General features: G+C 49.6%; 10 protein-coding genes and 1 pseudogene. 2 read left to right on the top strand and 9 right to left on the bottom strand.

Features of this window, described 5'->3' with window-relative positions; genetic code table 11:
* Positions 1–58: 58 nt before the first annotated feature.
* The 5 genes from QU597_RS14255 to QU597_RS14235 all read right to left on the bottom strand — a co-directional run bounded on the left by QU597_RS14255 (position 59) and on the right by QU597_RS14235 (position 5,093).
* Positions 59–232 (bottom strand): hypothetical protein, encoded by a 174-nt coding sequence (locus QU597_RS14255; RefSeq protein WP_310828619.1) that lies wholly within the window; start codon positions 230–232, stop codon positions 59–61.
* Between the two features lie 180 nt (positions 233–412).
* On the bottom strand, positions 413–1,129 hold the full coding sequence (locus QU597_RS14250; RefSeq protein WP_206104797.1) for a response regulator: 717 nt from the start codon (positions 1,127–1,129) through the stop codon (positions 413–415).
* Positions 1,122–3,824 carry an ATP-binding protein gene (locus QU597_RS14245; RefSeq protein WP_310828618.1) on the bottom strand — a complete coding sequence of 901 codons (2,703 nt, stop codon included), beginning with the start codon at positions 3,822–3,824 and terminating at the stop codon, positions 1,122–1,124. The genes QU597_RS14250 and QU597_RS14245 overlap by 8 nt, the downstream gene beginning before the upstream one ends.
* Positions 3,825–4,237: 413 nt before the next feature.
* Positions 4,238–4,387: a hypothetical protein gene (locus QU597_RS14240; RefSeq protein ID WP_310828617.1), complete on the bottom strand. Its 150-nt coding sequence runs from the start codon at positions 4,385–4,387 to the stop codon at positions 4,238–4,240.
* Between the two features lie 157 nt (positions 4,388–4,544).
* Positions 4,545–5,093 (bottom strand): hypothetical protein, encoded by a 549-nt coding sequence (locus QU597_RS14235; RefSeq protein ID WP_310828616.1) that lies wholly within the window; start codon positions 5,091–5,093, stop codon positions 4,545–4,547.
* A 166-nt stretch (positions 5,094–5,259) separates the two neighbouring features.
* On the opposite strand from QU597_RS14235, the gene QU597_RS14230 reads away from it, so the two are divergent.
* Entirely contained in the window at positions 5,260–6,120 is an 861-nt protein-coding gene (locus tag QU597_RS14230; RefSeq protein ID WP_310828615.1) for a helix-turn-helix transcriptional regulator, read from the top strand.
* Between the two features lie 166 nt (positions 6,121–6,286).
* A pseudogene (locus tag QU597_RS14225) lies at positions 6,287–6,796 on the top strand (C40 family peptidase); the annotation flags it as partial.
* Between the two features lie 250 nt (positions 6,797–7,046).
* Here the strand turns inward: QU597_RS14225 and hydF (QU597_RS14220) are convergent.
* Genes hydF (QU597_RS14220) through hydG form a run of 4 tightly spaced genes read right to left on the bottom strand, consistent with a single transcriptional unit; the run spans position 7,047 to position 12,466 of the window.
* Complete coding sequence (gene hydF, locus QU597_RS14220) at positions 7,047–8,330, bottom strand: [FeFe] hydrogenase H-cluster maturation GTPase HydF (protein WP_310828614.1); 1,284 nt, start codon at positions 8,328–8,330, stop codon at positions 7,047–7,049.
* 45 nt (positions 8,331–8,375) lie between these two features.
* Positions 8,376–9,788 carry an aspartate ammonia-lyase gene (locus QU597_RS14215; RefSeq protein WP_310828613.1) on the bottom strand — a complete coding sequence of 471 codons (1,413 nt, stop codon included), beginning with the start codon at positions 9,786–9,788 and terminating at the stop codon, positions 8,376–8,378.
* A 20-nt stretch (positions 9,789–9,808) separates the two neighbouring features.
* Positions 9,809–11,008, bottom strand: coding sequence for a [FeFe] hydrogenase H-cluster maturation GTPase HydF (gene hydF / locus QU597_RS14210; RefSeq protein WP_310828612.1), 1,200 nt, complete (start codon positions 11,006–11,008; stop codon positions 9,809–9,811).
* 24 nt (positions 11,009–11,032) lie between these two features.
* Positions 11,033–12,466 (bottom strand): [FeFe] hydrogenase H-cluster radical SAM maturase HydG, encoded by a 1,434-nt coding sequence (gene hydG, locus QU597_RS14205; protein WP_310828611.1) that lies wholly within the window; start codon positions 12,464–12,466, stop codon positions 11,033–11,035.
* Positions 12,467–12,500: the final 34 nt, after the last annotated feature.

The following is a 12,500-nucleotide window of genomic DNA, read 5'->3' as shown; positions in this document are numbered from 1 at the left end:
CTTAACACCCCTGCCATTAGTTCAGGGTTAGGGTTAATCTGACAGAATTAAGATTGCATTAAGATTTGCGTGAGCGGAGACTCTGGACCACTTCCTCAGCCTGCCTCGTGACTTCAACATCCTCATAATCACCTATCCCTTTTAAGTCGTATTGATCATAACCTTTCTTAATGGTATAGAGCAGTAACAGTACCACGGAGAATAGACCGATATTTTGCAGCCATTCATTCATCAATAAGACCCCTTCTGCTGTGCAATATTCTTCCTGTTCAGCGTACCACTCTGGCCGTTAGTACTGGATTAGGGTTACCGCGAGGGAATATAGATTGCATTAAGAGATGAAGCAACAGCAAAAAAACCATGCTCCCGGAAGAACATGGCTCATCTCATATTGATATTAATTTTGAAAAAATCAGATAACTCTGCTATCTTCTCCTGCCTGCAGCATCCTGTAGCCGACTCCGATGTGGGTCTGGATGATCTTAGACTGCGAAGGTGATTTTTCGATTTTTTTGCGCAGAGTCGCCATAAATACACGCAGGGCAGGGATATCATAGGTGTGACTGCCCCAGATTTCCTTCAGGATATAATTATGCGTCAATACTTTGCCTGCGTTCTTGGCCAGCAGACACAGCAGCTTATATTCAATCGGGGTCAGGTGGATTTCTTCCTGTTCCATCCATACGCAGCCTGCGGCATAATCGATTTTTAAATTCCCGTTGGTAAAAACCGACGCATCCTTCTGCAGCTTGTCACTGTCATAGCGGATACGCCGCAGACTGACCCGCAGCCGGGCGAGCAGCTCCTCCACACTGAACGGTTTTGTCAGATAATCATCTGCACCTGCATCCAGTGCATCAATTTTGTCACGGTCCTCGCTGCGTGCGCTGACAACAATAATGGGAATATTCGACCAGGACCGGACTTTTTTGATAATGTCCACACCATCCATATCCGGCAGCCCCAAATCCAGAATCATTATATCCGGCTGATGGGACACCGCCTCTAAGATCGATGCTTCGCCGGTCTCAGCTGTATGATATTTGTAGCCTTGTGTCTCCAGCGTGGTCGTAATCAGCTTGCGGATCGGCTTGTCATCCTCTACAACAAGAATCAATGGTTTATTCATGAACATTCACCTCCTCAGCCTGCAGGGTGAAGCTGAACACCGTGCCCTGCGGAACATTATTCTTTACTTCAATTGTACCTCCATGAGCATGCACTATCGATTTGCACAGTGACAGCCCCAGCCCCAAGCCGCGGCGGCTGTCTCCGCGTTGATTGTCTGCCGTATAAAACATATCAAACAGCTTGCTCTTGGCTTCCTCAGATATCCCGGGGCCGTTATCGGATATTTCGACCCTTACCCGTTGTTGTTCGCGTCTCGCCGACACAATGATTTTCGAACCGGCTTGAGTATATTTGATTGCGTTGTCCACTAAATTAATGAGAACCTGAACAATCAGCCGGGAATCCATTTTGGCCATTAGCAGCTCATCTTCCAGCATCGTTTGAATAGTGTGCTCTACACTGTTGCGGTTAACATGCATCAGCGCTTCAGCAATAACCTCTTCCAGCAGCTCCGCCTGAAAATTCAGATTTAAGCTGCCATTGTCAATCCGCGTAATGGACAGTAAATTCTCCACCAGGTTGATCAGCCACATGGAGTCGTCATATATATCCGTGTACAAGCCTGTTTTCTGTTCCTCGCTCAACACCATAGAGTTTCCCATAAGAATTCCGGCATTACCGGAAATACTGGTAAGCGGCGTACGCAGATCATGGGAGATCCCCCGCAGCAGATTGGCGCGCAGCTGTTCCTGCTGGATTTGCAGCGAGATTTCCTTTTGCCGCTCATTCAGCAGCTCTTTCTCCAGTGCGAGCGCACATTCTCCGAGCATGGCAATCATAAGGCTTTTCTCGAAAATTTCCAATGGCTCTTCCTGGTCCATCACAATGGCAGCTACTGCGAATACGGTATCCCCGCCACGGACGGCATGGTACAGACAACTGGCAGCCGAAAAGGTATCCGTGGTTGCTCCGGCCCGCTTATTGTTCTTGTACACCCAATCTGCAACAGCCCATTCGTTCACACCGGTATATGCCCGGGGATTTACCGCTGATTCTAACTTTGGAAAAATAAGCGGCTCGGCTAAGTTGTCCTGCTCCACGGGGTAGAATATGACCGTCCGGTCCAGCAGCTTCACCATTTGGATTGCAGTTTCATTGACGATCGCCGGGGCACCCTCCGCCTGCTGCAGCTTACGGCTTGTCTCTAAGAGTACTTCAGTCCGGTACGCTTTTTGCGCAGATTGGCGCGCCTGTTCCTTGATCCGCATGGTAAGTGTACTGCTTATAATAGAAGCCAGCAGCATGACCAGAAAGGTAACCGGATACCCGGAATCATGCGCTTCTAAAGAGAAATAAGGCTTAGTGAAGAAAAAGTTGAAGACAAGCACGCTTAAGATCGAAGTTATCGCACTGTAAAGCCTGCCGCTGGTAACCATAGCATTCAGCAGAACTCCCAAAATGTACACCGTAATGATATTCGCTTCCCGGAATCCTAGAAATTGAAACCACAGTCCGATTAAGGTGCAAACCGTCAGAATCCCGATCGTCTTCAAGGTGTCTGCCAGTGAGAGGCGCGGCTTCACATAGGCCGGAAATCTGTTATAGGGAGCCGGTTGGGTATCGGGAATAATGTGTATATCAATATTTGGTGCCAGCGCAGTCAGCTTATCTACCAGACTGGTTTTAGTGAGCCATCTTTTTTTACTGCTCTGGGAACGGCCGATCACAATCTTGGTGACCCGGCTTGATTTGGCATATTCCGCAATCTGACCAGAGACATCTTCACCATATACCGTGGCAAGCTGCGCACCAAGCTGTTCGGCGAGCCGCAGATTTTCTCTGAGCTCCGCCTTGCTTTTGGGTGTGAGGTCTTTGGTTTTTGGCGTTTCTACATAGAGTGCCGTAAAAGATCCGCGGAAAGCTTCAGCCATCCTAGCTGCTGTGCGGATTACCTTTTTACTTGAGGCAGCGGAAGACAGACAGACTAGAATATGATCTGCTGTGTTATAAGTATTCTTATTCGCCCTTTCACTGTATCGCTGAGCGATACGGTTCAGCTGATCCGCGGTATAACGTAATGCGATTTCCCGCAAGGCGATTAGCTTGTTTTTGACAAATACAGGAGATCCGGCCGCCTCTTCCCCCTGCTCACCAGGATAGAGCTTTCCTTTGTTCAGACGTTCAATCAGATCATCGGGTGGAATGTCGACGAGTTCGATCTGATCCGCACTGTCAAATACACTATCCGGTATGCGTTCAGTTACGGGGTTGCCGGTAATTGCTGAAACAACATCATGCAGGCTTTCTATATGCTGGACATTGATTGTTGTATATACGTTAATTCCCGACCGCAGCAGCTCCTCGACATCCTGGTATCTTTTTTTGTGCCGGCAGCCGGCAGCGTTATGATGAGCCAGTTCATCCAGCAGAATCAGGTCCGGCCGTCTGCGGATCGCCTGATCCAGATCAAATTCACGGATTACGGCTGTTTTTGAGGGAAGCCCCAGCAATGGAAGCCGTTCCAGACCATCCGCAAGAGCCGCTGTTTCCGGACGGTGATGGGCCTCAATGTATCCGGCGACGACATCCGTACCCTCCTTCTGCTCCTCAAGAGCGGCATACAGCATGGCACAGGTCTTGCCAACCCCCTCGGCATATCCAAAAAAGATTTTTAACCTGCCGCGTTTTTTCTCTGCCGGGTTCCCTGAAGTCTGCTCCATCAGGACAGCAGCGCCGGTTCGGTGAGGTGCCATGTTAAGCCCCTTTCTGACAATAGAGTTGCTGTTAGCTAGTATAGCATGCACAAAATCAGCGTAGTATTACAACTTTGACCCTGGCATTAAGATTGCATTAAGATTCCAGCAGTAAAAATAAGGGAGCTTCCAAGCAGCCGTTACCCGCTGTAGAAGCTCCCTTGTACAGGAATTTAATAAGATTATCCGCGATCCTTATTCGCCTCGATCATCAGAAAGTATTCTAGGTAACAGCAGTATGCACTTTACGGGAAGCCGACTTCAATTTAAGTCGGTAACTAATTGAGGTTACCGCAAATGCTGACAATGCGATACATGCTGCTGCCCAAGGCAGCGCTGCTAAACCACCGGCACCCACAACCAGTCCGCAAGTGCCGAACCACCGGCTATGCCGGTATTGGCTGCAACAGGGTTCAGTGATGAGGCAAAATCTCTTGTAGCGTAATCCGGAGTGAAGCTGCTATCTCGGATAACAGGCCCACAATGATGTACTCGGTAGTCCCGAGCAAAAAAGCCATAAAGGTAAAGGGAAAAACTAAGCCGCGTTCATTGACAGTCTTCATAGTACCCTCTTTCATAAATGATTATATATATTGCTCTTTTTCATCCACAGATACAGCATAGCCCGCAGTGACGACTATCGTTCCGCATAAAAACAACCAGATCAATACACCGAGTAAAATCCACATGTTAATATTCCTCCAATACTAAATTGTATGTTCACCATCGATGCAGTCCAAGCAGCTTTTGTCCAAGCTCCGTCAGAAATACCGGTGTTGCCTGCCCTGCAAGATACGCCTGTTCCCTCTGTTTGACTAAGCCGGAATTATTCTCCTGAGCGGGAACATATCCGAGCAGCAGCCAGTGCGGCTCATGCTGGCCGATTATCCGGAAACGGCGCTGGTCCAGAATGATCAGTTCTGCCAGTTTGGCTTCAAGAACAACAATTTGCTCCTCCTCTTGAAGGGTTACGCTACTGCCGTTTATGTTAACGGATAAGAGCCCCAGGGCATCCGCGGATTCCGGCTTACATAATTCTGCCCAGAGTGCCGGAGAGTTCAGAATTACGGCGAATGCGGAATAAATCTCCGGCATAGAGCGGATGTCCCAGATGGATTGATGATGATAATGTGAGCCGGTCAGCGGCTGGCACTCCATCTGCCTCCAAGCTGCATACCGCAGCACATAGAAAAACGGAACTGCTTTGGGTACGCGGATATATCCCACTTCTTCCCATGTACGCCGGAGAACTGCGTGGTTAGGTATCAATACCTCATCACATCCCTTCGCTTGATCTCTGCCCTTCTGCTCAAATCAATTTTACAAATGAACCGGACAGGGAACAATAAAGGTTATTGTTGTCTTTCTATAAAACATGATATATCTTGTCATTAGAATAGTTATTCAATTTAGATGGATTGAGAGTGGGAGACCTATGCCGGACAGCGGTACCTTTTTGTTAAACCATAATTCCTCGGCATACAACGGCCAGCTGATCTATGCAGGCAAGCTGAGTGATAACCCGGAGTGGAAATTTGCACTTCATAAACATGAGGATCTTCATGAAATTATTTTTATCGAGGATGGGATCGGTTCGTTTGTCATCGACGGCAAAGGTTATACGGCAGGAAAAGGCGATGTTCTGATCTATAATCGGGGAATTTTGCATGAGGAGCAGTCCGATCCTGAGAAACCGTTGTTCACCTATTATTGCGGGTTCCGCTTCAATGCCCCGATTGCCGAGCAGCGCGACTGGGTGATTCATCCGGCCAGGGAGCCGGTCATCCGTGCGAACCATTATTCCAATGAGCTGTCGCTGCTGATGCGTACGTTATTTGGCGAGTTTTCACTGCGCAATAGCGGTTATGAACGGATCTCACAGCATTTATTAGAAGCTATCCTACTGCTGCTTGAGCGAATGATTCTTTCTCAGCACCGTACGGAGAAGGAAGAAAAAGCTCCGCTGGCCAATCAGATCAAAGAATATTTAGATACGAACTACAGACGCAAGCTGACGCTTAAGGATCTGGCGCACCTCTTCCATATCGACTCGTATTATCTGGCGCACATCTATAAGAACAACTTCGGCATTTCACCGATCAACTACTTAATTCAGCGCCGTATGGGTGAAGCGATGAGACTGCTCGCCAGTACGAACAAAAAGGTCTGGGAGATCGCCAAAATGGTCGGGTACGACAATCCCAATTATTTTTCCATCCTCTTCACCAGAGTCATTGGAGAATCTCCCCGTAGGTTCCGCGAGAACAATCAGAAAGAGCTCTTTAATAAGGATTAACACATGTCAACAAAAACTTATGACAAGATTGTCATCGTTTTTTAATAAATGGCTTAAAAGCCTTGCGGGCACCGTGCTATCACGGTCCTTAGCAATTTATGTTAAGAAAATCTATGTTAGGGTTGATTCAGGTGATAGACCAGACTGCAACAACAGGAAGTAACACATGAATACAACTCACAAAAGACGTTTCCGCAACTTTACGCTCGGAATTAGTTTAGGAGCAGCCTTACTAACTGCCGGAACCGGATTCACCGGGAACAGCAGCACTGCCTATGCAGCAACAACTACAGCTCCTGCGAGCCCCGTCTCTTCCAGCATTGCTGATCAGATTATTGAAACGGGATTGAAGTATCAGGGTGTTCGTTATGAGTACGGGGCTGAATCAGGGATTACGAGTTCTTTCGACTGTTCTTCATTTACGCAATTTGTCTTTAAGCAACATGGAATCTCCCTGCCCCGTTCTTCGAAACAACAATCGACGGTTGGAACCTACGTATCAAGAGATGAACTGCAGCCTGGTGATCTTGTATTTTTTTATTCCCCGATTCACCATGTAGCTATATATATGGGCGACGGTAAAATACTTCACACGTATGGCGATGATGGAGTGACAATCACTCCACTGGATACCGGATGGTGGGATTCCCACTATACAACAGTCCGCCGCGTATTGCCTGCAAACGGACAAGCTGCTACGGATAGCGGATCGGCTTCAGCTTCACCGGACACTGCCACCCCATCTTCCTCTGATGATTCATCTCAGGATCAGACCATTGGAGATGCTTGGGATTGGCTCTACAATTTTGAATAAGCAGCTTAATCGAATCATAATCTCTGCAAGCTAACAAGCCGATTCTGTTAATGAACAGAATCGGCTTGTTTATTTTACGTAACCAAAGATTATAGATTCCATAACCGGATTTCTAACATTCACTACTCCATTTGACCGTTTGCTCTTCCTCCCAAGCCAGACGCGCAAGCGGAAACGGGGATATCGCCCGCTCCAGGATACCCTGCATATGGGCAATGGCCACGCCGTAATTCACGATGGGCACGCCGTTCAGGGCCGCCTGCTCCATCCGCCAGAGCATCTGCCTGCGGTTGATCATACAGCCGCCGCAATGCACAATGAGCGCATAATCGTTCACGTCTTCCGGGAAGCTCATGCCATTCGCATGATGAAACTCGATATTCCTGCCAGTCGCCTGCCTGATCCAGCGAGGAAGCTTCACACTGCCGATATCGTCCGGCTGAGTGTGATGAGTACAGGGTTCGGCGATCAGTACCTTGTCTCCATCCTGCAGCCGGTCAATCGCCCGCGCTCCTCTGACCAGCTCCTCTAAATTCCCCTTGTGCCGGGCGAACAAGATGGAGAATGAGGTAAGCGGAATGTCCTTGGGTGTATCGGCGGCAACCTTCAGAAAAACCTGCGAATCTGTAATCACCAAACGCGGCTTCCTGCCGAGGCTCTCCAGGGTTTGCTTCAGTTCATGTTCCTTGGTAACGACCGCTATGGCATCGCTCTCCAGAATATCACGGATGGTCTGCTGCTGGGGCAGAATGAGCCTGCCTTTGGGGGCTGCTTTGTCAATCGGCACGACCAGCACAACCAGATCTCCGGGAGTCAGAAGGTCACCTACAATGCGGAAGCGGCCATCCTCCTCCGGAACTGCAGCAGTCAGCGCCTTCCTCAGCTTGCTGACCCCCTGCTGCTCTGCCGCAGAGGCAGGGATGACTTGGAATCCCAACAACTCTTGCGATATTTTCGCCAGCGCCGCAAGGTCTTTGCCATTGCGTTCATCCGTCCTGGTTAACAAATCCATTTTATTTAATACCCCAATGACAGGGATGTTTTTGCTCTGTATAAGTCCGGCAATCTCCTTGTCAAAGGAGGTCACACCGCTATCAGCATCGATAACCAGCAGGGCAATATCAGTTTTGTTCAACACTTCCAGCGTTTTCTTTTTGCGCTGGCCTCCAAGCTCCCCTTCATCATCCAGACCTGCTGTATCTATTAGCACAACAGGTCCGAGCGGAAGCAGCTCCATCGATTTATAGACAGGGTCCGTAGTCGTCCCTTTCACTGGAGACACGACGGCAATGTCCTGCTTGGCCAGCGCATTGATCAGGCTGGATTTGCCGGCATTGCGCCTGCCGAACAAAGCGATGTGGAGGCGGCTTGCGCGGGGGGATTCGTTCAGGCTCACGTTACTCTCTCCTTGTGCCAAAGTCTAAATGAACTCAAGTATTGTTTATTTGCCGGGTACACCGGGTTTCGTTATCTGATTAAGATTCAATATCTGATCAATTTGCTCCTCTGGAAGCAGCCGGGATTCCACAAGGACTTGGCGTACCGTTTTGCCCTCCCGGCTGGCTCTTTTAGCAACTTCAGCACTCTTCTCATAACCGATATGGCCTATGAATGCGGCAGCAAGCACTGTGGAGTTCTCCAGCAGCTCACTGCACCGCTCTTCACTGACAAGAATACCCCGTACACAGCGTTCCTCGAATAACCGGACGGCATGGTCCAGAATCTCCAGCGATTCAAGCAGTGATTCCGCAATCAGCGGGACAAAGGCATTTAGCTCAAGCTGTCCGCCGGCAGCAGCCAGCGTAACCGCTGCGTCATTGGCAATCACGCGCATCGCTACGAGTCCGGTCATCTCGGCTATTACCGGATTGATCTTACCGGGCATGATCGAAGATCCTGCCTGCACCGCCGGCAGCTTGAGCTCTCCAAGCCCCCCCGCAGGTCCGCTTGCAAGCAGACGGAGATCACCTGAGATTTTCAGCAGATTCACAGAGGCTGCTTTCAGCAGGCCGGAGACTTCAACGAACACATCCATATTCTGTGTCGGGTCCATTGGAAACTCGCTGCGCGCCAGACCGTAGCCGGTCAGATCCTGCAATAGATCGGTCATATAGAATGTATACTTGGCCGGCGCATTCATTCCGGTGCCGATCGCTGTACCGCCTATATTGATTTCCCGCAGCCGTTCCTCTGCTTTATAGATTCGCCAGCGGTCTCTCGCGACTGCTTTGGCGTAGGCACCGAAGCCCTGGCCAGCTGTCATCGGCAGCGCATCCATCAGTTCCGTGCGTCCCAGCTTCAGCACTTCCGCAAATTCAAGCTCCTTCTCCTGCAAAGCCTCCTGAAGGGAAGCGAACGCTTCACTCAGTCTGCGAACCAGGCCTATAGCCGCAATTCTCAGTGCGGTCGGGTAGACATCATTTGTGGATTGGCAGCAGTTGACATGATCCAGCGGATGCACCACTGTGTAGTCTCCAAGCACTCCGCCCAGCAGCTCAATTGCCCGGTTTGCCAATACTTCATTAACATTCATATTGGTCGAAGTGCCTGCACCGCCCTGCAATGCATCAACAGTAAACTGCTCCAAGTAATTCCCGGCCTGAATGTCATCACAGGCCTGCACGATGGCCGAAGCAATCTCCGCAGGATACGTATTCAGCTTCAAGTGGGCCAGCGCCGACGCTTTTTTCACCGTGACCAGGCTCCGGATCAAATTTGGGTTAACAGCCCGCCCGCTTACAGGAAAATTCTCCATGGCCCGGGCCGTATGAATTCCATAATACGCGGACTCCGGTATATCCCTGTTGCCTAATGCATCCTGTTCACGGCGTAATGCTCTGCATGCCTGCTCCATCGTTTTGCCGACTCCTTAAGTTATGAATTCACGTGCATAATTTCAAGCACACGCGGGAGGATTCCTTTGAAATAAGCAAAGGCAATGCCGTAGTTCGTGATCGGCACCCGCTGTTCTCCCGAGCTTGCCAGCCGGTTCATCAGCTGCTTGCGGTTAAATATACAGCCGCCGCAGTGCACAATCAGCTTATACCCGGAAAGATCGGCCGGGAAGTCGGGTCCTACACTAGTTCTGATCTCCAGTTTGCCTCCGGCTATTTCCTGCAGTTTCGTTTTCACCAGTTCACGGTCAATCTCGCCGTTATGCGGATGATGGATACAGGCCTCGGACAGAAGCACCTTATCCCCCGGCTGCAGGCTGGAAATCGTCTCAGCCCCTGATACGAAGGTCGGTAAATCTCCCTTAAACCGTGCCATTAGAATGGCAAAGGTGGTCAACGGTACGTTGGCCGGAAGAATTTCACTCACACTGTCGTATACCTGGGAATCCGTGATGACCAGATCCGGCATCCCTTTGAGGTTCATCAGTAGTGTCGGAAGTTCAACCTCAGTAACGGACAAAGCCATTACATGATGATCCAGTAAATCACGCAGGATCTGCTGCTGGGAGGACACTAACCGGTATTTCGGTGCAGGAATCGTCTCCGGCATAACCATCACTACGACTTCGCCCGGGCTCACCAGATCGCCAAGAATACTGGCACGCTCAAATTCGGCAGGGGCAAAATCGCGTATCGCATGGCGCAGGCTTCCGAAATTTATATTTTTCTTTGAACTGATTTTGACGAACGGAATCTTCAATTCTGTTTTTAACAGATCCACATCGACATAATGATCATCTACTTTCGTAATCACACCGATCACGGGAATGTTGCGTTTCACCAGCTCATGATACCATTCCTTTTCCAGCTTATAGTCATCTGCCTCCCCCGAGAAAATCAGCAGGCTTAGATCGGTCAGATCCATGACCTCCCGGGTCTTCTGCACACGGAAACGGCCAAGATCGGAATCATCATCAATCCCGGCGGTATCTACGATGATAACGGGACCCACTATCGGGATGTCAAAAGCCTGAAAGACCGGTTCGGTCGTTGTTCCCGGCTTGTCGTTAACAACCAGAAAAGGCATCCCGGTGAGCCCGTTGATCAGACTGGATTTCCCGGAATTTCTCCGGCCAAAAACAGCAATATGCATTTTGTTAGATTGCGGTGTGGTTTGCATTGCGAATCTCTCCTTATGGGTCTATTAAAAACGCAAATCCCGCTCGCCGTTTTCGAGCCGCTGCAGCCGGTCTTTAGTTATTTTCCGTGCGGCTTCCTTGGGAATATCATCGAGCCCTTTGCGGATGATTTCTTCACCGAGTGCGCGGGTTTCTTCATCTGCATAATCCAGTAAATATTCTTTAAAGGTTAAAAGCGAGTTCGGCTGGCACACGTTATGAATCTGCCCCGATTTCGCCAGACGCATGAACCGGTCGCCGGTGCGCCCTTCCCGGTAACAGGCGGTGCAATAGCTGGGCACATAGCCATCCCGGCAAAGTCCGCGGATAATTTCTTCAGGCGAACGATGATCACCCACTTCGAACTGGGGTTTTTCCTTGAACATTCCTGCGGTTCCCTGCTTTGCCTCCATATAACCGCCTACTCCTGTACTGGACCCGGCGCTCACTTGGGAAATCCCGAGCTGAATGACCTCATCGCGGAAAGACGGCTCTTCACGGGTGGAAAGGATCATTCCTGCATAAGGAACGGACAGCCGCAGAACGGCAACCAGCTGCTTGAAATCTTCATCCTTTACGAGGAATGGATACGTTTTCAAATTTACATTGTCCGCCTCACGCAATCGGGGAACGGATACCGTATGCGGGCCGACCCCGAACCGTTCTTCCAGGTGTTCTGCATGCATTAACATCGCAATGGTGTCATATTTGTGGTCATATAAACCGTAAAGAACACCTACGCCGACATCATCGATCCCGCCCATTTGGGCGCGGTCCATGGCCGTGGTATGCCAGTCATAATCCCGTTTTGGACCATTGTGATGCAGCGCTGCATAGGTAGGTCTGTGATAGGTCTCTTGAAATAAAATATAGGTCCCTATCTCCGCATCCCTCAGCTTCTGGTAGTCTTCAATTGTGGTTGCTGCAATATTGATGTTCACGCGGCGGATGCTGCCATTATCGACCTTTACGGAGTACACCGTTTTGATCGCATCTACAACATAGTCAATGTCACATTGCACCGGGTCTTCACCCGCTTCAATAACCAGGCGCTTATGCCCCAGACCCTGCAGCACACGGACTTCATCCGCCAATTCATCCTTGCTCAGCTTCCGCCTTGCAAAATCCTGATTGGATTGCTTATATCCGCAGTATTCGCAGTTATTGACACAATAATTGCTTATATACAAAGGAGCAAATAAGACGATTCTGTTACCGTATATTTTCTCCTTAATTACCCTTGCTGAGCTGTAAATCTCTGCTAGAATTTCTTTATCCTTAACCTCCAGGAGTACTGCAGCTTCCCGGTGGGTTAATCCCTTGCAGGACCTGGCTTTCTCTAAAATGGACCGGACAACGGCCTCTTCGCCGGCCAGCCTCTTCGCCTCTTCCAGACTGGATAATATCTCTGCGTCATTGATAAAATCCGCCGGTTCCCAATCCTTCCGCAATTTCGCCATCCTCCTAACATCTTACTTTCCGGAATAGGAATTT

Source organism: Paenibacillus pedocola, assembly GCF_031599675.1.
Taxonomy (GTDB): Bacteria; Bacillota; Bacilli; order Paenibacillales; family Paenibacillaceae; genus Paenibacillus_AQ; species Paenibacillus_AQ pedocola.
The sequence above is the reverse complement of the archived record's forward strand: the minus strand, read 5'-3'. Positions and strand labels throughout refer to the sequence as shown.

What these genes read in the sequence shown, in the direction of transcription:
- QU597_RS14255 (WP_310828619.1), bottom strand. Translation starts at nt 232, where the DNA reads ATGAATGAATGGCTGCAAAATATCGGTCTATTCTCCGTGGTACTGTTA.
- QU597_RS14250 (WP_206104797.1), bottom strand. Translation starts at nt 1,129, where the DNA reads ATGAATAAACCATTGATTCTTGTTGTAGAGGATGACAAGCCGATCCGC.
- QU597_RS14245 (WP_310828618.1), bottom strand. Translation starts at nt 3,824, where the DNA reads ATGGCACCTCACCGAACCGGCGCTGCTGTCCTGATGGAGCAGACTTCA.
- QU597_RS14240 (WP_310828617.1), bottom strand. Translation starts at nt 4,387, where the DNA reads ATGAAGACTGTCAATGAACGCGGCTTAGTTTTTCCCTTTACCTTTATG.
- QU597_RS14230 (WP_310828615.1), top strand. Translation starts at nt 5,260, where the DNA reads ATGCCGGACAGCGGTACCTTTTTGTTAAACCATAATTCCTCGGCATAC.
- QU597_RS14215 (WP_310828613.1), bottom strand. Translation starts at nt 9,788, where the DNA reads ATGGAGCAGGCATGCAGAGCATTACGCCGTGAACAGGATGCATTAGGC.
- hydF (WP_310828612.1), bottom strand. Translation starts at nt 11,008, where the DNA reads ATGCAAACCACACCGCAATCTAACAAAATGCATATTGCTGTTTTTGGC.
- hydG (WP_310828611.1), bottom strand. Translation starts at nt 12,466, where the DNA reads ATGGCGAAATTGCGGAAGGATTGGGAACCGGCGGATTTTATCAATGAC.